Source organism: Streptomyces lushanensis (assembly GCF_001700515.1).
In the GTDB taxonomy this organism is placed as follows: Bacteria; Actinomycetota; Actinomycetes; order Streptomycetales; family Streptomycetaceae; genus Streptomyces; species Streptomyces lushanensis.
In genome coordinates this window covers 22,440-44,321 of sequence record NZ_MAUD01000129.1, presented here as the reverse complement: position 1 = coordinate 44,321, position 21,882 = coordinate 22,440, and the positions used below count along the sequence as shown (strand labels likewise).

Here is a 21,882-nt window from a genome sequence, read left to right as displayed (position 1 = left end):
CCGCCGTCCACGGTAGCGCGCTCCCACAGCACGGCGTGTGCCATTCACCCGTACGGTGCAAACTCGCCCCGGGAATCCACCATGGCTAGGGCGACGATCAAGGAAGCACTGCGGGAGGCCAGCCGCCTGTGGCTGCTGCAAGCCGCCGACGGCGTACTGAAGATCGATACGGTCGATCTCTACATCCAGACCTGTGAACGCCTGCTCTATTTCGCCCGGGCCCACCAGGTCACCCGCCTCGACGACATCACCCCCGAACTGGCCGAGGCGTTCATCGCCGCCCCCGGCCGTGACCGGCGCAACAACATCACACCGGTCCCCGCGGACAGGACACGCAGCCAGCGGCGTTCGGCGGTCACCTCGCTCTTCACGCACGCCCGGGCCCTCGGCCTGACCAAGACCTCACCGTTCCTCGACTCACCCTCCATCCCGCGCAAACCCCGCATGACCGGCGCCTGCCTGACCGAGCGTGACATCTCGGACCTGCAGTTCCATGCCGAACGCGGTATGCCCACCACCCGCAACGCAGCCCTCCTCGCCCTCCTCCGCGCCGGACTCAACAGCGCGGAGACAGCGGCGGCGGCCACCACCGACCTCGACCTGTCCGCACCCCACGTCATCACCCGCGGCGGCACCCGCACACACGCACGCACGCGCCTCCTCGACGAATGGGGCGTGTACGTCCTGGGTCTGCGCGCCGCTCACCAGGCACGGACCGGGCCTGGACCGCACCTGCTGGTCACCAGCTCGGAGTCCGCCTCGCGCGTCGCTCAGTCCAGCGTCGGCGCCGGGTTCAGCGACATCGCCCGCCACGCCGGACTGTCCACCCGCACGCGCAAGGTCGAACCCCGGGACATCACCCGCTACGTCGCCCGCCGGATCCTCCACGAGACCGGCCAACTCTCCGAAGTCGCCCGCGGACTGGGCCTGTCCTCCCTCGACGGCGCCGCCGACCTCGCCGGCCTCGCATGGCGGACCAGGAGTGATAAGCCGTGACCACTCCGGGAAAACCCCCTCGCAACCCCAGACCCCCTCGCGGTCCCAAACCCACAGCGCCGAAGAGGAAGACCCGGGCGGCAAAAACGCCCTCTACGGCCGGCCGACGGGCGAAGTACGAGTTCGGCGCCATCCCCGACGACACCTTCGGCTCCGCGACCGACATCCCGCCGCCCAGGAGCCCCGAAGCACCCCCGCTCGCCCAGGACCAGCGCTTCGAGTACCTGCTGGACAACCCCGACCTCTACAAAGCAGCAGCCGCTCTCCCCCCACCGAGCGATACCGGACGGCCCGCCCACCATCCGCCCGTCATCTACCTGATCTTCCTGTGTTCGATCTCCCTGTTCGGCTCCGCCCGCGCCACCGCATGTCACCTCCAGCGCCGTCTGTGGTGGGACATGGTCCGCCGGTCCGTCCATACCCATATGGGTGACGCCGTCGCCGACACCCTCAAACCCACCGGGCCCTCCCGCAGCAACTGGAATCACTACTTCCACAAAATCCTCAAGCCTGCCTACGAGGACATCCGGGACACAAGCCGGGACCTCTGGATCCAACAGGCCCTCGACCACGGGATGATGGAAGCAGCCGGCAAACGCAATAGCCGTGTCAACCCCGAGCGGCACCAGGTCCTGCACGGCGACGCCACCGTCGCCAGTCCGCCTTCCTCCCAGACCGAGCACGAGTCCGTCGACGAGAGGACCGGGGAGATCCGCCGTCACCGCGTCGACGAAGACGCCGGCATCACGGTGGAAGGCGGCGACAAGTTGGTCTACGGCAACAAGTTCCTCTCCGTCGGCGTCCGCCTCGCGGACACCCCGCACAGCCGCGTGATCATGGCCCTGGAATCCATCCGCCACAGGTCCGTGAAGGACGACCCTGACCGCGACGCCGAGGGCACCGCCTTCGTCAAGATGGTCACGCACATCCTCACCCGCGCTCCGGGCCTGCGCGCCGCCACCTACGACACTGCCCTGCGCGGAGTTCACCGCGCCCCACTGATCGCCGAGGGCCTGCTCGTCTTCACTCCTCAGCACTCAGGACTCCCGCCCCAGTCACTGCAGCGCTACGAAAAGGGACCCTGCACCCACGACCTCTACGTCGCCGAAGCCCGCGTATGCCTGCGCCGGATCACCGTCGACGGACAGACTCACTACACCCCGCTGCCGGTAGAGGAACTCGAATACCGGGAAGGAAAGCGAACACGCTACTACCACCGCGTCACGATCCCCTGCGCCGTCAGCACGCACACCGTTCGTATTCGGGTCGACGAAACCGAAGAAGACCGTCAGATCGACCCCTCCACAGGCCGACGACGGTTCAACCGCACCGAACACCTGCGCCAAATTCCGCCCGATACTCCCGCCGGCCGTCGACTCAAAGGATTCCGCCAGGACAGCGAATCTACTCATTCACGCTTTGACCAGTGTTATCCGCACAAAAGGGTCCCAGTCTACGGAGCCACGGCTGGTCTCCTCGTCTACATCGGGTTCGCCTGGCTGAACAACTCCGTCACCCGAGCAAGGACAGGCCTGATCACCGCCTCCTGACTTCCAGCCCCCGCACGGGCCGCGCACCGCCCCGGGGCACACTTCCATCGTGCCCCTCAACGGGCACGACGAGTCCTGCGCAGGCACCCCCCTACGGATCGCACCCCACCCGCTACACTGTCTGCGGTGGCCGGGCTCTCAGCAGCCCACCATGACCCTGTCAGCAGCAAGCTCGAAGCCCAGGCTGATTAAGGCCAGGTTTTAGACACGCTTTTCGACAGATCCCTGCCTTCGTAGCTCAGGGGATAGAGCACCGCTCTCCTAAAGCGGGTGTCGCAGGTTCGAATCCTGCCGGGGGCACAACGCATTACCGCTCTGACCTGGGGTTTCTTCCTCAGGGAGGGCTCCTAATCGGCCTCGGACTCCTCGTCCGGGGCCGTTTGCGTGAGCGGACGGAGAGTTGATCTCCCAAATCTCTCCCAACGGATCAGCATCATCCGGTGGTGGGGCCGGCGAAGCAGTGCGGCAAGTCGCGGCTGCTGGACGTGGTGACCGAGACCGTGCACAAGCACCTGATCACGGTCAACGCCGGCCCGGCGGCGATCTTCCGGTCGATCACCGCCGAGGATCCGCCCATGCTCCTGGTCGACGAGGCCGACCCCCTCTTCGGCACCGCCAAGGCAGCGGAGAAGAACGAGGACCTGCGCGGCCTGCTCAACGCCGGGCACCAGCGCAACAGGCCCACCCTGCGGGTGTCCGGCCCCAAGCAAAAGCCGCAGGCGTTCCCCACCTTCGCCATGGCGGCACTCGACGGGTGACCTGCCGGACACGATCATGGACAGCTCCGTGGTCATCCGGATGCGCCGCCGGGCTCCGGGCGAGCGGGTGGCGGCCTTCCGCACCGGCCGGGACACCCCCGCGCTCCAGGTCGTCCGTGACCGCCTCACCGCCTGGCTCGCTCCACTGCGCGCGGGTCATGGAATCGGAATCACCTGACCAGGTGGGGGCACGCCAGGACGCCGCGCGATGTGGACGCGGAAGGGGGAGAGGGCCCTGGGGCCGGGTCGGAGCCGCCGTCCGGTCAGCGGCAGGCAGGTGCCGACGGCGGGGGTGGCACCGGCAGGATCCGATGCTTCTGCTGAGGTCGAGGCCCTAGCGGGCGCGGAGTCTCCCGAGCAGCCGTGGGATGAGGTGTTGCTCGCGGTGGTCGAGGGCGAGCCCGCAATTCCGCCCGTCGGCTCCGGAGGAGCGCACAGGTGGCCTGGTGGTGATGGTGTTCGGGCCGGCTGTCCACCGCTGTGCTTCTGTCACTTCGCCTTGTCGCAGCGATCCGCCTCCGTGTGGAGGGCACCATGGCCTCGCAGGTCTATGACGCCGTGGCGCGGATGCTCAGTCGACGCTCTTCGTGGTGGCGATCCGGGCGTGGTGACAATTGAAAGCCGGGTGCGGCGCCTTCTGCATGAAGGCGAGACCAGTAGAGGGGAGGGCTCGGTTCCCTGTCTTCCCGGGAGTGATCACGCGCTGTTCTGGCGCCTCATGACGGCGTTGGCGTGGCCTTCGAGGAAGACCTGGCGGCTGGTGGCGTTCTGGGAGAGGGCGAAGCCGAGGACGAAGACCTTCTGGCGGTCGACGCCGTACGCGATCATCCGGCGGTTCCACAGGCTGAGATCGAACTGGCTGTGCACCGACTCGGAGTCGCTACGGTACGGGTAGACCAGTTGGTGGGAGAGCGTCTCCTGGGGGATCTGCTGGAGGTACTCGGCGCGGTGGAAGCCGCGCTCCTGGTCGCTCGGGATCCGCCGGCCGGTCGTGGAGTCCCGCAGGGCGCGGTCCTCGGCCGTGGTGGTGATGCCGACGGGGACGCGGTACTGGTGGTCCCCGTGCCGGCAGGGGATCCTCAGCACGTGGTACCAGCGGCTCTTGGACACGCCGATGCGGGGCTCCAGCCTGGTGATCGGGGCGGGCTGGAGCACGCGGGTGCCGTCGTCGATGCGGATGCTCTCGGCGATGCGGCCCTGGTCGCACCACAGGTCGTGGCCGCTGCGGCACGGCTTGATGCGTTCGTAGAAGACGGGGCTGACCGAGCCGTGCTGCTTGTTGATCACGAGGAGCCCGCGGCGGGCCAGGGCGTCACGGTGGACACCGCGCAGCGCCCCGTCGTAGATGACGCCCATGCAGTCGGGCAGTGCCGTCTTCAGCCGGGAGAACTGGCGGACCGCGATCGCGGCCTCGTACTCGCCGCCCGCCACGTGAGCGAACGTCAGGATGACACGGGTCCAGTAGCCGTCGCCACGCCCAGAGCCGAAGAACCACTTCGTCCCGCGCACGGGCCGCTTAGCCTTCTCCCCGTTCTCGTAGTAGTCGCGGGCCGCAGGGTCGACACGGTGGTTGCGCAGTTCACCCGTGACGGGGTCGACCGTCTCCTGCTTGCGTGCCTTCGACGGTGCTTTGGGTACGGTGGCGTCACCCACGAGCAGCTGCCGGCGTTGGGGACGGCTCCATGTCTTGGGCGCCGAAGCAGGGAACAGGCACTGTTCCAGGGCCTGTTGGGCTGCGTATCGCCGGAACTCCTCCTCCAGCGCGTCGATACTCGGTACGAGGAGCGTCTTCACCGCGTAGTCGTACTGGCCGCGCGTCGGTGCATTCAGAGGCAGCGCCGCGGCGGCCCGGCGGCACATGTTCCGACGGACGGCCGCGCGCAGGCCGCGCCACTGGCTTGCCGAGGTCAGAAGCCCGGCCGTGGACCGCTTCGACTTCGTCACCGGGGTGAGCGCCGCCATGAGCAGGTAGACGATCGATGAGTACTCCCGCGGGCAGCCGACCATGTGGGACGCGGGCAGCAGCTCGGCCATCTCGTACAGCAGCGGGTAGTCCAGGCAGTCCTGGACGCGCTGGTCGACGGTGCGCTGATGGTGGTCGGCGAGCTGACGTTTACGACTGGGGCGCGCGAGGTCAGGCAGGGGCGCGCCGACGATGTCGTCAGGCATCGGGCGCACATCCGTCCGTGTAGGCGGGATCGGTGCGCCAGCCGTAGTCGACGATAGCCGCGGCGCGGTCTAGAGAACGCAGGCCGAGCCGCCGGGCGGCCTCCTCGATGCGACCGGTGGCCTCGAAAGCCTCCACCGCGGCCCTGGCCGTGACCGAGGCGGGTTTGACGTGGGGATCGGGGCCGAGCCCGACTCGGCGTAGCAGGTCGCCCAGAGCGACGCAGGAACGTGCCTGGAACGCCGCATCCGGTGCGGGTAGAGGGGAGACGGCCAGGCGCGCCGTGGCGGCGTCGGGGTGCCTGGCCGTGACGTGCGCCGCGCGCTCGGCCAGTACGTGCCGTCCCCACGCGTCCAGGCGGCACCAGCGGGGCTCGTACTTGGTGGCGCTGTGCATCCAGACCTGGGAACCACGGAGGTCCAGGTCGGCGACGAGTGGCCGATTTCGCCGTTGTGTCCACCGGCCAGGGCGAGCGCGGCAGCGGCGGCGTGCCGGGTGGGCCGGGTGACAAAGGCGGCGTGGTGGCGCAGCAGCACGGCCTCGTCTTCGGTCAGTGCGCGGACGCCTTCGTAGGTGCGGGTGGGTAGGTCGATGTCCCGGGTCGGGTCCTGGTCGCTCAGGCCGAGCTCACGCAGGGTGCGAAAGGCCGCCCGCACGACGCTCCGGCGCAGAGAGCGGGTGGCGAAGGCGGCCTTGGAGACGCGGCCGTGACGGCTGCGTCCTTGCGCGTTCACGAAGTCCTCGGTGATGCCGGGGCCGGCCTCGGGGAGGACGAGAACGCCCTGGAGCGTGGCGTAGCGGGTGTACCGCTTGAGCAGGAGGGAGAACTTGTCGTAGGTCTGCTCGGACATCTCGTCACGGGCGACCATGTCCTCCCAGGCATTGAGTACTTGATCGATGGCGTGGACGAGGGAGGGCTCGCTTCCCACGATGACGTTCCTCCGACGGGTGAGGGCGGCGCCGACGAGTTCCGCCTGTCCGCGTACGGCGCGGGAAGGCAGGCGGGAATCCTCGTGGTCGTTCCATACATGGAACACATTGGGCATGGGTGATCTCCGCGGCAACAGGGAGTGAGCGAAAGAGTGAGAACCCCGCGCCGACCGGTCGCCTGGCGGCGCGGGGGTGGCGGTCAGGCGGCTATGCGGGAGGTGTCGTGCTGCCGGCGTGGGCTCGCGAGGTGAGGGGTGTCCGGTACGCCTGCATCACCGCGAAGAACTGGCTGTCAGGGAGGGCCGAGATCTCCTCGGCCGTGGCCAGGAGCGGTGCCGCGGCCGCGGGAGCGGGCGTCGGAGGCGGCGTCGTTGCTCGCGCGGCGACGAGCTGCATGCGTCCTTCACCGTCCTCTTCCACGACCAGGGCGTAGTCGAGCCACTCGACAAGGTGCATGCCCCGCTCGGCCGTTCTGCTGAGGTGCCGGGACAGGCGCTGGGCCAGCACCGTCGCCTCCTCAGGTGCGCTTCGCAGCAGCTTGGACGCCGACCGGGTGAACCACGCGTCCTTCCACAAATCCCGCAGGTAGAGGCGGGCGCGCGCGGAATCTGTCTTGCGTAGCTCGGAGAGTCTGAAGCCTTCAGCGGTGACGGTCAGTGCTCCGCGGGAGGGACTCAGAAGGCCGTTCTGTCGCATGAAGCCTTGGGCGGACTGGACGGTGGCTTCGACCACGCGGAGACGGGCACCTGCCTCGGGAAAGGGTGCGGGGAGCATCTTGGGTCCGCCGAGCTCTACTGCGGCGTCGAGCAGTTCGAGCTGCCGCCTGGCGTTGATGCGTTCGGTCGGGACGATGGGGCGTACCCCGGATTCAGCCTGCCGCGGAGTCAACGGACACCGTCCAGTGACAGTCGGCGGAGGCCGGCGGCCAGCAGCGTTTGATGTGTGGGGTGGTGCATGTATGGACAGTTGATCATGATGTGGGCCCTCAGCTGACGTGTCTCAGGCGCCGCCGGAGGCCGCAATCCACCGGTGGCGCCTCTTCGTCTGCATGGGGGCGGCCGCTATAGGCGCTCCCCTTGCTTCGGCAGCCGATAGGAGCCGCGCTCGACGAGTACGAGCGCTCCGTCCCGGCGCAAGGTGGTGAGAGTGGAGCGGACGGCCTTGTCCGTCGTCTTCGGCCGGTGAACCCGCACCAGGGGCGCGACTTCTGCCGGCGACAGCACTTCGGTGCCGGTGAACGCCGCGAGGGTCAGCTCTTTGAGCGTCCGTGATTCGGAGGCTGGGGGGCCAGTGTCCGGAGGTGGATCCGTAGCCCGTGTCTCTTGAATGCCTGCGGGGTCGACGGTCGGGTCGCGCAGGAAGTCCTCGGCGCTGGCGATCATCTCGGCCGCAGCTGATACGCGCTCGGAGGCGATGAGTCGCCGCTGCTCGGCCTGAGCGAGTTCCCGCTCTGCATCCGCCAGCTGCAGACGCACCTGATCGATCGCGTCCTGTGCCTTGGTGCAGGCTTCGTCGGCCGCGATCCACCGGTCCTGCTCAAGCGTCTCGACCTGCCGCAGGTGCACCACAAAGGGGTGCGTGGCAGCGCCTTTGGTTGTGCCCATGATGTCGCTCGTGGGACGCAGGAGAATCTCGAACATCGGTGGTGCTTTGGTGCTTTGGAGAGGCACGAAGGCCAATCGAGCGCAGTCGTAGGTGAGTTGTGGTGGTGAGTGCCCTACGCCGCAGGTGGAATCAAAGGTTCTGCTCCGTGCGTGCCGGACTGAACCGCGGCTCTGGTTGGCACATGCCGCAGTGGAGGCGGCGGGTGCGGCGCAGTGGGGTATTGCGCAGGCCGGGATGCGGCGCGCCAGCCCGGGGCGGCGGTCGAAGGCGCCCGGGATCTCGATGTGGTCCCGGTGGGCGTCGCACCCCCGCATCAGCCACTCGAGTGTGGCTCGCCATCCGGGCGCGGACTGGCGAGGGCGGCTCCGATCGGCCGGGGCTCGTAGCCGCAAACACCGCCCCAAAGAGCCGGTGGCCCTCTATGTTTGTTCCATACTTGCAACATTGGTGGAGTGTCGTCCAAGGAGTCGAGACGGGGAAAGGTGCAGGCTTATGGGTGCGTGGGATGATCTCGGCATGCCCAGGAGCAGTAATGACCAGGTGCCGCGCCACTATGTGGTCGACGGCTCCTGGCCTCATGCCGCTCTCGCGCCGGACGCCCCGGCCAGTGCCCACTACGGCCAGGCGTTCGCGCGCAACCTGGGGCGGGCCATGGCGTCCACGGGGCACACTCTGCGCACTCTCGCCGACTCGACGGGCGTGACCCATTCCACGGTTAGCAGGGTTCTCAATGGCAAGGTCATGCCCGATCTGGGGACGCTCGCCCGACTTGAGGCGGCCTTCGGCTTCCAGCTCTGGCCGGGGCCGGCGGCCCTGCCTCCGGATCCTTCCTCCCGCTGAATCACCTGCCCGTACGCCTTTCGGCTGCTGCCGTCTTGCGTGGCCACCACGCGGCGCGATGATTTTTTCATGTGCATGTATGCACCGTCTTTGCGGCGGATGGTGTCTACCTGCTGTGCCTCGACCCGCGACGCAGGTTGCTCCTGACCTCCGGCACGCCACCCGCTGGTGGTGGCGTGCCGACGCTCCCGGTGATCCGATGCCAGGAGCGTGAGACGTACGAGAGGGCGGCGCGACGGCTCCTCTCAGGCCGATCAGTGCGGCGCGGGGATGTCGTCGCACGTGTGCGTGCGGCACCTTTCCCGGGGGGTGGGTACCGCGAGGCGCGCGTCTACACGACCCACTCGCTCGCCACGCAGGCCGCCCTTGAAGGCTGCTGGATCCCCTGGTGCGACGCCGTTCAGGACTTGGGTCATCTCGAGATCCCGGAGCTCGCCGTCTTCGTCGAGGGGTACCTCGGTGGCTGGATCCCAGACGGCTGGATCACGCTCGAGCCGTGAGTTCTAAGCCACATCGGGCCCCGTAGCAAGAGGGAGAGGCGGGCTACCAGCCGCGGATCTTGCGTCCGAAGTCGGTGTCGGGCCCGAGCAGCGCGTCGGCGACCCGGCCGCCGGAGTCCTTGACGCCACCGCCGAAGTTCAGGACACCGACCGCGTTGGTGCTGGCGGCCACGCCGTCCCAGTAGCGGGCCTCGCGCTCGAAGCGGACCGGCTCCAGCAGCCGCAGCAGTTCCTCGATGCTGAGCCGGCTGCCACCGTTCGCTCAGCTGGTCGCCTGGTGGGCGGCGATCCCGAGGCCGGCGAGCACGGCGGGGGTCGAGACAGCACCGCGCGTGTGAAGTGAGGGAAGAGCGCCGAGATCACCTGGGACAGCATCGGGACGAGTTCGCGCTTGGCCTGCTCGGCGCTCACGCCCTCCGGCAGGTCTCCTCGTGGGCCGTCGCCGAGGACAGCCCGAGCCCGCCCCGCCCGTGCAGCGCCGTGATCACCAGAACCCGCAGCGCGGAGAGCGTCACGGTCTCCGGGTCGGTCTTGGTCAGCTGGCGCTTGCGGCCACCGAGCGAGACTTTCACCGCGCCGATACCTCCAGCAGATCACCGAAGCTACCCTCGCCCACCAACTCGTCTACCCCCACCGCAGTGACGCCGAGTCCGTCCTCAACCAACTCGACCGGAGCATGTGGAACAGACGCCTGATCTCCTACGGCCTCGATCGCCAGGAGGTGTTCACGCTCGGCTTCGTCCTGGCCCAGAACGCCACCAGTCAGCGGCTGCACGTCGCTTGCCGTGCAATGGGCGGTGAACCAGCAGGACGGGTCGGAATCAGAACTTGATGAGCCCATACAGCAGGTACCTGCGCCAGAGGACGAAGACGAAGCAAGCGAAACTCTGGCAGTGGCTAGGCTCGTGCCGACCCGCCGCCACAGATAGCGCGCGGCCCGGGCTACGCCGGCGAGACACTGCAGTACTCCGTCCGTGCCTTCAATGACCGCCCGAAGGCCGCGGGAGCAGGTGCCCCCGCGGCATGCCTCACGGTTCTACAGCCAAGGCCAGTGGCCCCAACTCACCGCCCCGAGTCCCAGGCACGCACCTGCTGCACCTGCCACAATCGCGGGCGAGATGTACACCGCGAAGACGGTGCGGCCGCCGACCAGCAGTTGTACGTTTGCGCGCCGTACATGGGAGGACGTCGACGGTGGAGCCTCCGGGAACCGGGCGTCGTCCGCAGGGCCATCCCCGCGTGACTGCCGACTGGAACCTGTGCCATGGTGTGTACTCACCAGTTGTCCTTACGCATGAGCACGGCTGCCGTCTCCCTGGCCGCCAAACCTGAAGAAGACGGTGGCACGCGACATTCGGTCCCCCCGGGTTCGAGAGGACACAAAAGGGCCCCACCAGACCTAGGCATGGTGGGGCCCTCATTGATGACGCGACCGTATCGGAAGCGCCAGGAGCGAGGCAAGTTGACCCTGCGACTCATGCCCTGGCGTCAATGGCCAGGCCTTAACCGGGAGTTGTACTGGTACTGCGCACGCACAGGTCAGTGCCACGCGACGCCCACACCAGCGCCCCCGATGACGTCGCCAACGGTGCTGAGGGTGATCAGGTGCTCGCGCTCGCCTGCTTGCGTCGTCGAAGGAGGGCCAGCACGGCGATTGCAGCGAAGGTCATCCACGCCTTGCCGAGAATCTGGCCGGGCAGGTACTCGAAGGAACCGAAGGCCAACTTGAGGAAGAGGAGGCTGTCCGCGAGCAGGCCGACGGCGTTCGAGGCGAGCATCGCGATCAGTAGGCCGCGTTTCCGGAGAGGCTCGTAGACGACGAAGTCCATTGTTTCGGCCACCGCGAAGGCGGCAGCTGAGGCGCCAGCCAGCGCCGGGTCAGCAAGGAAGTACGACAGGATGGTGCCGATGGCTATGGCCGCGAGAACAGCACCACGGCCGGCGGACTCACGGGCAAGGTCCCGAAGTACCAAGGCGAGACCCACCATGTAGACCCCGGCAGGGGCGGCGTAGCCGAAGCCGACGGAGACGGCTCCGAAGTGGGTGACGGCAAGGTTCGCAGCAGGGATGGTGGCGACGTAGGCGACGAGGGTCGCGATACCGGCAGGGGCGGGGACGTTCACGGTCTTCTTTCTGTTCTCGGTGATGTGGTTGTTTGCGCCGATACCACTCCGTGGACGGACAGCGAGGCGAACGCCCAGACAGTACAACCCAGGCCACTGGCATCGGCACGGCTCCTGGCTTTGGAGACTCTGTCTGGGATTGAGTGCACTGCCAGGCGGCATATGCAGATCAGGGCAGCATGGGTCGGCTACATCCGGGCGCACCAGGGAGTGCGCCTGGAGCATGCACTCGCAGGTCAGGCGGAGGTCGTTCCCCGGCGGCGGCGCGAGCGTCGTTGCTGTGCACGGCTCGCTGCGATAGCGGTGTCCCCTCCGGGCAAGATGTTGTTTCGGTCGTATTTTGTGGCGCGATGCATTTAGCGAGCCAGTCCGATAGATCCATTTAGTGCGCATTGGGCGGGTACATGACGACCATAGAGGGATGCCGCAGGAGCACCTACTATCCAGTATCGAAAACGCATGCGAATTCGCGATCTACTCCGTCGACTGCGTTGTCAGTGGATGCGCTTAAGCTCGTGCCAGTTGTTAAATCAGCAGGTGGGGGGCGAGCAGAAGTATGTCTTCGGGCTTCGCGGTTGGACACCTCGTCGAGTTCACGGGGGCTCCGGGCATCGGCCGGGTTGGCGCCATCGACGGCGAGCTGCTGCGCGTCGACTTCTTCGAATCAGTAGCTGAGGAGGTCGTCCACTCTCAGCGTGTGCCGGCGAAGAGCTGCTGGCGGGCCAAACTCGAAGCAGAAACGCGGGTCTACTGGCGCGAACCGAGCACCGGAGATTGGCTCGCTGCCCGGGTCACGGGGGAGCATCTCCCGGAATACTTCATCCAGGTTCCCAACAAGAAGTGGAACGAGCGCGCGAACGAGTGCGATCTCCGAGTGCGCTGGGACCGCCCCGTTCACGATCCCCTCCAAGTCCTCACGAGTGGTGGTGGCGAGTCGGGGTTCTTCCGCGACGCTCGGCTTCCCTTCCTACGTGACCTCGTTGCACAACGGGCTGCTTGCGCGAACATGGCTGCGCTGCTGTCCTCGGCTGCCGAGGTCTTCCCACACCAGATCCGCGCGGCAATGACGGTGCTCACTGATCCGGTGCAGCGATACCTCATCGCAGACGAAGTAGGCCTGGGGAAGACCATCGAGGCTGGGTTTGTCATCCGGCAGACCCTCCTGGACGATCCGCAGGTACGAATAACAGTCGTTGCCCCCGAGTCACTGCGGCGCCAGTGGGACAAGGAGCTCCGCAGCAAGTTCTTCGTCGACGACTTTCCTTCAGCCCGGATTGTGATCACGTCCCACGAGACGCCGGAGAAGTGGTCCGCGTACCACGACAGTGCACTTGTCGTGGTGGACGAAGCCCATGCACTGGTCCAGAACGCCGACGAGGGCCTCTCGCCCTACCGGGAATTAGCCGCCCTGGCGCACTCCGCACCGAAGCTTCTGCTTTTGTCCGCGACCCCCGTGACTTCGCATTACACCACTCACCTCGGCCTGCTGCACCTGCTCGACCGCGACCTCTACAGCTGGGACGACCGCGAAGCTTTCGAGCACCGCTATGCCCTACGAGCCGAGTTGGCCGACAGCGTCTACGCCCTGGATGCCACCTTCACCTTCCTGCTGAGGTCCACGCTCAAAAACATCCGGCGGATCCTTCCCGATGACCCCCGATTTGAGCACCTTGCAGATCGGATCGTCGAATGTCTCACTGAGGACGATGACCTCCGCGATGAAGTAGAACCCGATGAGCTCTCCCTGCGCGTGGAGGAGTTGCGGGGGCACATCAGCGAGACGTACCGCCTACACCGTCGGGTGATCCGACACCGGCGCGACCAGGTGGAGAGGCCGGAAGACGATACTGAAGAAGGCGAATCCTACGCTGTCCGCGGGCGGAAGCTCTCGGACGTCATCACCCTGGCGTCCACCTTTGATGCGGTCGAAACTGCCCTTACAGAGTGGCGCATTGGCGTCTCGAGTTCCTTGCTCGATGCCGGGCTTGAAGATCAGACCACCGCGTACGCCCGCATCCTCGGTGTCCTCATGTCCAGGACAGGCGGGCCCTTCGACGACTTCGTCGATGCCCTGCGCTGGCGGGTCCGCAGAGATGCCGAGGCGGCGCAACGAGCCGGCCTCAGTGCCCAGGAACAGGCCATGCTCGCCGTGCCCACTCTCATCCCTGCAGAGGTGGAAGCACTCGACGAGCTAGAGAGGCACCTCGACGAAGCAGAGGGCAACCAGCCACTCAAGGCGACAGTCAACGCCCTCGTCCCAACTCTGAATCGCGGTGGACGCATCGTTGTCTTCTGCGGTGCGGGCGTGCTGGCGCAACAACTGGCGTCGTATCTACGGCGGTTGTCTCGTACAGCCTGTGTTGTGGAGCACACCGCACAAGCCGGAGCGGCGGCTTCTGAGGATGCGGTCACGAAGTGGCGCACGGCGCCGGGCACGTCCGTCCTTGTCGCCGACCACACCGCCGAGGATGGCCTGAACCTTCAGGTCGCGAGTGCCGTTGTTCATATGCGCCTGCCGTGGAACCCCAACCAGCTCGAACAACGGATCGGACGGGTTGACCGTTATCCTAGTGGCGAGTCCGGCAGCCAACTCGATGAAGCCAGCCAGTACGTGGTCAGCGCAAGCGCCGAGGATGAAGCCCTTGGCACGGCGTGGCTCAACCTGTTGCGTGAGGGCTACGACGTCTTTTCGAGGTCAGTGTCGACACTGCAGGACGCCATCGCAGAAGGCCGCGATGCTGTCTGGAGCGACGCCCTACGAGATGGCCCGTCCGGGCTCGCGTCCGCCCAGCAACGAGTTCAAGATCAGCTCCGCGAAGCGCGCCAACAGATCGAGAAGATGGACATGCTCGAAGCCATCTACCTCGATGTCGATGACCGAGACAGCATGGTCAAGACCCTCAGGGGGCTAGAACTGGAGTGGAGAGAGATCCAGCGCGGTGTCTTCCGGTACACGAGCGCAGGATCTGGCGGTATCAACATCCGCCACTACGAGCGCACGGCCGGCAAGAGCGCCTTCGATCTCGTTGGGTCACGGCCGCAGGTGCCGCCGCGGCTCTACGTGGCGCAGACCGCGGCGCTGGATCCTGCCATGGCCCAGGGGACGTTCAACCGGTCCAGGGCCCTGCGTGATCCTGGCACAAGGTTGTTCCGCATAGGCAACCCCTTCATCGACGCGCTCGCCGCGTTGAGCGACGTCGACGAACGTGGCCAGGCCACTGCCTACCAGCGAGCGGACCCCAGCCACATGGGTGACCCGGAGCCCTACTACGGCTTCGACTTCCTGGTTGAGGCCGACATCTCCGTGGCGGCAGAGGCGATGGCCAACCGGGGAGAGGTGGAACGGGCGTTGCAGCGCCAGGCCGATTTCCTGCTTCCGCCGTTCACGCGCAGAGTGTGGGTGCGGGCTGGAAGCGCCGAGGCACTGACGCTGGCCTCGGCGCTCGAATGGCTGAACGACTCCTACAGCAACCAAGAGTGTCAAAACCTGAGTGGTCAGCGGATTCGTGTTCTCATCGACGTGTTCGGTGGCTGGTCGGAGTTCCGGCATGCTGCTGAGACCGCCGAGAAGGTCGCACGCGACGAACTCTTCCGCGTCACTGACCTGAAGGCACTCTGTGCCGAGGCCCAGGAACGCGGTCGCCGGCGACTCGCCGTGACTCGGGCGCAGGCAGAGGCCCGCAGGGCTGCCGGTCGCCTCCTGCGTGAGGACGAAAGCCAACTGGCAGATGTGAAGACCGCTGGTCTGCTCATCGACGGCCTCATGCAGCCCAGCGTACGGCTCATGGTTGCAACCTGCGTTCTCCGCGCTGAGCGAAAGGGGGCACAGGCAGGTGCGTGACAGTTGGATTGGGGCACAGCAACTCTTTGACGCTTGGCCGTTCGTTGTCCCGACGCCGGAGGAGGCGGAATACAGCGGCACATTGCGGCGGCTCAAGGATGCCCTCGACGGCCTGACTGAACAGAGGGCCTCGTGGCGTGACGTGGCAGCATTGACACGGCAGATCCTTCTCGAAGCTCAGGCCGGCGGAAACACCTTTGGCCTTTCAGTTCCAACTGGCGCACCGCTGCCCACGCGAGAACAGTGGGACCAGATGCGTTGCCATGCGCTCCCGGACAGCCGTCGTGTCTTGGTCACAGCCCGGCCGTGGCACCCTGGCGGGGAAGATCAGAAAGCTGACGAAGCAGCCACGTACGACTTGGAGAAGGTCCACCTCGGGGAAAGCCTTCAAGCACACATTGAGTTGGAGGCGTGTCCACCTGACCCCTTTTGGATCCGTGCTCTCGGCAGCGGTTACGCTCAGTACAAGTCAATCGGGCAGCGGCAAGCTGCGCGCGCTGTGGCACTCGCAGAGCCTGGCAGCACTGTCATCGCTTGTTTGCCGACCGGCCACGGCAAGACCGCCCTCGTACAGGCTCCGGCTCTGCTCGCAAGCAACCGTACCGGAGTCACGTTGGTCGTAGTGCCGACTGTCGTGCTCGCGTTGGACATGGAACGTCGCGCCCAGGAGTTGCTGAACAGCCGCGGACGACAAAGTCCCTCCGGCCGCTACGCCTACATCGGCGGCCTCGACGAGAACCTCAAGCAACAAATACGAGAAGATATCCGGACAGGTAAACAGCGGCTAGTCTTCACAAACCCTGAATCGCTGGTTTCTGGACTTAAGTCTGCGCTGGAAGATGCTGCCGAGGCAGGCCACCTTCATTACTTCGTCATTGACGAGGCCCACCTCGTCGAGCAATGGGGCGAAGGCTTTCGACCTGAGTTCCAAACCATGTCCGTCCACCGTCGGACCTGGCTGAGCGCAGCACCGCCCGGACGTGCACCCGTGACGGTCTGCATGAGCGCCACACTCACCGAACAGCAGGTAACCACGCTCGAGAAACTCTTCGCAGACCCCAAGCCAGCCGAGATCGTTTGGGGCGCCCAGGTGCGCCATGAACCCAGCTACTACATCGATGCCTTCACGGACGAGGAGCAGCGCACCGAGGCAGTCCTTCGCGCCATCGACCGTCTACCGAAACCACTAGCTCTGTACGTGACAGAGCGGAAGGACGCTAAGGCGTGGCTCGACCGCCTACGCACAGCCGGCTTCGCACGAGTAGCTGACGTCGCAGGCTATTCCAGCCCCGACGAACGCCGAAACGCAGTGGAAGGCTGGAGCGGCCGTTCCGCTTCGGGCCCTATCCCCACCAGATACGACATCGTCGTAGGAACTTCAGCCTTCGGCCTGGGTGTAGACCTACCCGACGTCCGCAGTGTGGTGCACGCCTGCTTGCCCGAAACCGTCGACCGCTACTACCAGGAGGTAGGGCGCACAGGCCGGGACGGACGTCCGTCCGTGGCCTACCTGGCGTCCGCCCCTCGGGATGAGCCCGTCGCCGAGGGCATCAATCGGCAAGCGATCATCGGTGCAGACAAGGCGTGGTCGAGGTGGCGGTGGATGTGGACGCTCAGAGACAAGACCTACGCACGTCCGCGTCACTACCTTGTCAATCTTGACTCCATCCCGGACAACGTCCACGACACCTCCGAGGCCAACCGCGACTGGAACATCCGCACCCTGAACCTCATGCTGCGCGCTGGGCTCATCGGTCTCCACGTTCCTGAACCGCCCCAGCGACGCGATGACGAACCACGCGCAGCCTTCCAGGAACGCCTCGACCGGTTCTACGAGGTGGCATTCACGCACGTGGACGTCACGCTCGAAGACACTCAGACCAACGACGAGGAGCACTTCCGGACTCGGTTCGAAGCGGAGCGCCGGCGCTCAATCACCGCGCAGCGACACGCCCTAGCCAATCTCCGCACCCTGCTACGCGGTGATCGATGCACAGGCGAGGTTCTCAGCACCTACTACCGCGTCCAGCAAGGCGGTGCCCCACTGCTGACAGGGGTGAATTGCCGAGGCTGCCCCAGTTGTAGAACGACAGGCCTTCCACAGGAGAACGGCTTCTACAAGCTGGCCGGAGACCCTCATCCACTGGTTCCAGCCCCTAGCCGGACCAGCCACGATCCACTCCGAAGCATGCGAGGTACAGCGTCCTGCCTCAGTTTGTGGTGGGGGACCGAGAATGACCGTCAGGTCAAGGTGCCTAGGCTGTTGGAGATGCTGGCCCTTCGTGGCATGAATGTCATTGGTGGGCCAGGAATCACGCCATCTCTAGCTGAAGCCCTTCAGGAGGATGTGGCACCGCACCCGATCATCTGCGACACCGACGCGGATCTACTCCGCTTCTACGAAGGCCCCATCGTCTGGGTTCTGGAAGACGATCCCTCACCGATGGACCGGGTACTCAGGTCGCGACTTGACTCACCAGACGTGACCTACTTGATCCACCCGCGAAGCACGCCGGATCCGAGTCGCCCAGCCCTGACCTTCGGCGCTTTTCATCCTCAAAGTTTCTCCGTCCAGACCGCGTTGGAGTCGTTCTGATGGCCCTGATCAACGTGGACGCTTCGCGCCCCGACCCCATGTGGGCAGTCGTCCGTCTACTGGCTCACTCGAAGAAGCCAGTACCACTCAACGGCGCACGCGCTCTGCTGAATCCACCGACCCTCGCATCTGGTGACAAAGATGCGTCGGAGATGTTCAACAAGGCCGTCAAGACGCTGCGGGAGCTAGGGCTGCTTCACGTCGACGAATCCACCGGTGAGCTGACGCTCATGGGACCCGCTGAGCATCTCGACGGCCAAGACTGGGACGCATTCGCGGCTGCGCTGCGCAGCGCCGTCTTCGCACCTGAGCGCAACAGTGGTTTGGGCGACAACGATGAACAGAGAGAATCCCGAGACCTCACGCGTGCCCTGACATGGTTCCTCACGCTAGATCCCATGGGCCCTCCCGTGGACTGGGACCAGGCGCAGGACCTCATGAAGGAGACCCCTCTCAGGCCCGAGGCGGGACCGGCTGTCGTAAACGCCGAGCGATGGCGACAGTTCTGCGACTGGGCCCCGGCGCTAGGGCTCGCAGCACGACCACTCCTTGCCGGCGGAGGTGGCAGTCGATTGGTACCCGACTGCACCGCTGCGGTCAGATACGTCATACAGCGCCTGTGGGAGACGGGCCGCCAGGTGAATGCCGTAACAGCCGTCCGAAGCATCCGCGAGCACTTGCCCATACTCTCCGGCGCCCAATACTCCCTGGCTCTCGACCTCCCCAACCCCGGTGACCGTGTAGCGGGCCCGTCCCTCTCCTTTGCGCTGCTTCGCGGTAACGACGAGGGCTGGCTGCGTCTGGAACTCGATTCCGATGCCGCATTGGTGCTGCAGGTGACCGATCCAGAGCAGCCCTCGAGTCCGCGCTACGTAAGCGACATCACGATCCAGGAGGTCCCAAGTGCCTGACTTCCGCGGGAAGGTCTGCTGGGATCCCGCCACGGCCGCCAACACCATCAGCGTGGAGGCGATCTCCCCTTCTCCTGCTGTCTTTCGGGCCACTCATGCGCCGTTGCGTATCCAACGAGCGCGGCTCGACGGCCGGCAACTCGTGCTTGAAGGCCAGCCGATTGACGAGCGGACGGTCCTTCACGACTTCCTGAACCACGAGTCCAACAGCGGCGCATTGCTTATGCCCATCGTGGGCGAGTCCGGGTCCGGAAAGTCTCACCTCGTCAGATGGGTCCGTGAGCACCTCGAACTGGTCGACGACAGGCCTCATGATCGCGAGATCATCTACCTTGAGAAGCATAGGACAAGCCTCAAGGCAGTGGTGCAGAGCCTGATCGCCAAGGCGGACAGTGACGAACTGAAGCAACTCAAGTCGGAGATCCACAAATTCACCGCTGATATCGATGCGTCGGCTCTTGCTCGGCGACTGATCCATTCCCTTAATGAGGCCCTCGTAGCCGAGACTGGAAGCGGTGTATCAGGACCGGCGCGGCAACTCTTCGGCCCTCATGGTCTCGGAGCACTCCTTGACGATCCGCACGTCAGTGAATTCATGCTCCAGCCCAAGAAATTTGTTCCACAACTGGCCACTTACCTCCTTCGGGACCGCACCAAGGGAGATGAAGATCGCCCACCGAAGTTCACAGTTGATGATCTCCCGCTAGACATCACTGACGTCAGCAAGGCTTCGGTGCTCGCCAAGAAATGGGTCCAGGTTCTCAGCTCCAAGGCCGAACTCCAAGAGATCGCGATCGACCTCCTGAACGAGCACTTGGAGACTGCGATCAATCGCAGCTTCAACCTGGGCATGGGTCGCTTGCTAGAGGCCATGACCCTTGTCCGTGAGGAGTACCACCGACAGGGCAAAGAGATCATTCTCCTCATCGAGGACTTTGCCCTCATTCAGGGGGTGCAGAAGGACCTGCTGGACGCCGTCGTCGAAGCCGCCCACCGGGAGGGGACGACACGGCTAGCCCCCATCCGTACCCTTATGGCGGTAACGACTGGTTACTTCCGTGACTTGCCAGAGACTGCGCTCACCCGTGTACAAGCAAACCTGGGATACGCGTATGACCTGGATGTTCCGTTCAGTGAAGAAGACACCGGTGAAGAAGCCATCGCTGCATTCGTTGGCCGCTACCTCAACGCAGCGCGCATCGGCAAGGATCAACTGGAACAGGTAGGCGGTGCCGAACCGCCGAACGCATGTGACACCTGTCCCCTGCAGCCTCGTTGTCACGACGCGTTTGGAGCATCGGGCGATGGATATGGGCTCTACCCCTTCAATCGCCCAGCCTTGACTCGCATGGTCCACTCCACCGCTTCGAAGGATGAACCGTGGGGGTTCGTCCCCCGAACGGTGCTCGGGAGCGTGGTACGACCAATTCTCATTGAGCACGCTGGGTCACTGCGGCGCGGGGAGTTTCCCGATGTGGCCTTCTCCGAGAGCTTCCCTACGGCTGACATCGACACAACGCTCGACACAGCCGTGCGATCGTTCATCGATAGCAATGATCGGGTGGCCGGCCCACGGCGGAAGCTGATCCTTGAGTTCTGGGGCGACGCGGCTGCTCGGGGCATCGAAATCGATTCCACAGTGTTGGAGGCCTTTGCTCTCAACCCCATGGCTGCCGGGGTCCAAGCCCCTCCGCAGCAGCCGCGACGTGAGGTTGAGCCTTCCCCCCAACACAGCGCCACGTCAGGCACTGCCAAGACGGAACACAAGATCTATCCGCTGTCTGTTCAGCGGAGCCTCCATAACATCGAGGAGTGGGTGACCCGCGGCGACGACCTCAAGCAGGATCATGCCCGAGCCATCCGCACAGTCATCGCCACAGCAGTAGCCGAGCGGTATCGCTGGAATACGCCGCTCATGCAGGCCCAGGGCAACGTGAAGGAGAAGGGCTGGCCGAACAACGCGACCGTCGTCAGCATCGAAGGCTCTGCTGTCGCAGGCATCACAGGTGCTGATAGCGCGCCGATCCAGTTCAAGCGGAGTGCTACGAACAGCAGGTTCTTCCAGAGCTTGGTCCGCGCACAGAACGGGTTGGACCAGGTCCGCGGAGAGGACATCCGGAGGCTCGCGACCCTCGCCGAGCGGCACGCCGGTGCGCTGGCATCCCGGGTTCAACGCAACTTGGAAGTCACGGACGACGACCTTGTCCTGGGCCTACGGGCGTCCGTTCTGGGAGCAGTTCTTGCTGGCCGCTGCTGGCCTGGCATGAGCATCGAAGAGCTCCTGGCGGCAGCGGTGGACGACGGCGACGCTTGGAGAGGTGCCGGCGTCATGTCAAGGCCGGACCGGTGGACCGCCGCCCTCAATCAGCACCTGTCGGCGCGCAGCGCCCTGGTGAAGCGTATTCGTACCGGAATCGGCATCTCGCAGGGCAGCAGGGGAGCCGTGGGCATGATCGATGCAGCCCGGGCAGTCCCTCTGCTGGAAGAGGCAACAGGCACCTGGGCGTGGGAAATGCCGGCGGGCAGCATCCCAGAGTGGGTGAAGCCCGCAGTCAAACCATTCGCGTCGTGGTCCGCGCTCATCGACGGGCAAGTCACGGTGCTCAGGGACTGGCTGAGCGACATCCGAATGCGGCAACCCCGCGGCACCCCGGGGAATCACACCCTGGCCAGCATCAGATCTGCCGTTGACAGGGCAAGAGAGGTCAGTCTGTCGTTGCCCGCCCAACGAGCGCGTGAACTCGATGCTCTCCTTGAGCAGGCTGCTGCTGTGGAGTGGTCCGCGATCTCCGCTTTGGAAGACGACCTGGGTCGGTGTTTCGACGACGATCGCCCTGAGGCGTCGCGTCTGACTGCGCGCATCCGTACGGCCGCCCAGGACCGAGGAGCTTCCATCGCAGTTATCCGGAACCTGCTTTGTGTCGCTGATGAGTGGCTTGATGAGGCACTGAAGGGTGCCGAGATGCGGGCGAGTTCTTCGGCCGCAAAGAGCGCAGCCGAGGGCGTGCAGGAACTCGTTGCCGAATGGCGTTCCCTGGCAGTTGAAGGGGTTGATCAACAGTGAC

The 21,882-nt window shown here is 65.5% G+C and carries 15 protein-coding genes, 1 tRNA gene and 1 pseudogene; 9 read left to right on the top strand and 8 right to left on the bottom strand.

The features are described from left to right. Positions 1 to 81: 81 nt before the first annotated feature. The 4 genes and pseudogenes from BFF77_RS12310 to BFF77_RS12295 all read left to right on the top strand — a co-directional run. Complete coding sequence (locus BFF77_RS12310; RefSeq protein WP_066947730.1) at positions 82 to 996, top strand: hypothetical protein; 915 nt, start codon at positions 82 to 84, stop codon at positions 994 to 996. Then, on the top strand, positions 993 to 2,546 hold the full coding sequence (locus BFF77_RS36815) for a hypothetical protein (protein WP_245703374.1): 1,554 nt from the start codon (positions 993 to 995) through the stop codon (positions 2,544 to 2,546). The genes BFF77_RS12310 and BFF77_RS36815 overlap by 4 nt, the downstream gene beginning before the upstream one ends. A gap of 227 nt (positions 2,547 to 2,773) precedes the next feature. Then, a tRNA-Arg gene (locus tag BFF77_RS12300) sits at positions 2,774 to 2,846 on the top strand. A gap of 128 nt (positions 2,847 to 2,974) precedes the next feature. Then, positions 2,975 to 3,452 (top strand): annotated as a pseudogene (locus tag BFF77_RS12295) (DUF3631 domain-containing protein); the annotation flags it as partial. Between the two features lie 548 nt (positions 3,453 to 4,000). Here BFF77_RS12295 and BFF77_RS12290 read toward each other — a convergent pair. The 4 genes from BFF77_RS12290 to BFF77_RS12275 form a co-directional block, all read right to left on the bottom strand. Further along, positions 4,001 to 5,473 carry a hypothetical protein gene (locus BFF77_RS12290; protein ID WP_066947727.1) on the bottom strand — a complete coding sequence of 491 codons (1,473 nt, stop codon included), beginning with the start codon at positions 5,471 to 5,473 and terminating at the stop codon, positions 4,001 to 4,003. Between the two features lie 69 nt (positions 5,474 to 5,542). After that, on the bottom strand, positions 5,543 to 6,517 hold the full coding sequence (locus BFF77_RS35155; protein ID WP_141698421.1) for a hypothetical protein: 975 nt from the start codon (positions 6,515 to 6,517) through the stop codon (positions 5,543 to 5,545). Between the two features lie 91 nt (positions 6,518 to 6,608). Then, on the bottom strand, positions 6,609 to 7,133 hold the full coding sequence (locus tag BFF77_RS12280) for a hypothetical protein (protein ID WP_141698420.1): 525 nt from the start codon (positions 7,131 to 7,133) through the stop codon (positions 6,609 to 6,611). Between the two features lie 329 nt (positions 7,134 to 7,462). Continuing rightward, the gene (locus BFF77_RS12275; protein ID WP_066947722.1) at positions 7,463 to 8,041 is read right to left on the bottom strand and encodes a hypothetical protein; all 579 of its coding nucleotides are present in this window, start codon (positions 8,039 to 8,041) and stop codon (positions 7,463 to 7,465) included. A gap of 481 nt (positions 8,042 to 8,522) precedes the next feature. Between BFF77_RS12275 and BFF77_RS35590 the strand changes: the two genes are divergently transcribed. After that, positions 8,523 to 8,846: a helix-turn-helix domain-containing protein gene (locus tag BFF77_RS35590; RefSeq protein ID WP_066947759.1), complete on the top strand. Its 324-nt coding sequence runs from the start codon at positions 8,523 to 8,525 to the stop codon at positions 8,844 to 8,846. A gap of 543 nt (positions 8,847 to 9,389) precedes the next feature. On the opposite strand, the gene BFF77_RS37735 is transcribed toward BFF77_RS35590, so the two are convergent. The 4 genes from BFF77_RS37735 to BFF77_RS12255 form a co-directional block, all read right to left on the bottom strand. After that, positions 9,390 to 9,518, bottom strand: a complete 129-nt coding sequence (locus BFF77_RS37735) for a hypothetical protein (RefSeq protein WP_281196396.1) — start codon at positions 9,516 to 9,518, stop codon at positions 9,390 to 9,392. Positions 9,519 to 9,753: 235 nt separating this feature from the next. Next, complete coding sequence (locus BFF77_RS36265; RefSeq protein ID WP_211280209.1) at positions 9,754 to 9,918, bottom strand: hypothetical protein; 165 nt, start codon at positions 9,916 to 9,918, stop codon at positions 9,754 to 9,756. Next, a complete protein-coding gene (locus BFF77_RS12260) occupies positions 9,915 to 10,121 on the bottom strand; it encodes a hypothetical protein (RefSeq protein WP_066947717.1) in 207 nt (68 codons plus the stop codon). Before BFF77_RS12260 ends, BFF77_RS36265 begins: the two co-directional genes overlap by 4 nt. Before the next feature lie 826 nt (positions 10,122 to 10,947). Next, positions 10,948 to 11,469, bottom strand: coding sequence for a VUT family protein (locus BFF77_RS12255; RefSeq protein WP_066947714.1), 522 nt, complete (start codon positions 11,467 to 11,469; stop codon positions 10,948 to 10,950). Between the two features lie 556 nt (positions 11,470 to 12,025). On the opposite strand from BFF77_RS12255, the gene dpdE reads away from it, so the two are divergent. From dpdE to dpdH, 4 genes are read left to right on the top strand one after another with little or no spacing between them, the layout of a single operon-like run. Beyond that, the gene (gene dpdE, locus BFF77_RS12250; RefSeq protein WP_079125071.1) at positions 12,026 to 15,310 is read left to right on the top strand and encodes a protein DpdE; all 3,285 of its coding nucleotides are present in this window, start codon (positions 12,026 to 12,028) and stop codon (positions 15,308 to 15,310) included. Beyond that, complete coding sequence (dpdF, locus tag BFF77_RS33150; RefSeq protein ID WP_079125070.1) at positions 15,303 to 17,906, top strand: protein DpdF; 2,604 nt, start codon at positions 15,303 to 15,305, stop codon at positions 17,904 to 17,906. The genes dpdE and dpdF overlap by 8 nt, the downstream gene beginning before the upstream one ends. Then, the gene (gene dpdG, locus BFF77_RS12240; protein WP_066947708.1) at positions 17,906 to 18,817 is read left to right on the top strand and encodes a protein DpdG; all 912 of its coding nucleotides are present in this window, start codon (positions 17,906 to 17,908) and stop codon (positions 18,815 to 18,817) included. The genes dpdF and dpdG overlap by 1 nt, the downstream gene beginning before the upstream one ends. Next, complete coding sequence (gene dpdH, locus BFF77_RS12235; protein ID WP_066947705.1) at positions 18,810 to 21,881, top strand: protein DpdH; 3,072 nt, start codon at positions 18,810 to 18,812, stop codon at positions 21,879 to 21,881. Before dpdG ends, dpdH begins: the two co-directional genes overlap by 8 nt. Position 21,882 lies beyond the last annotated feature (1 nt).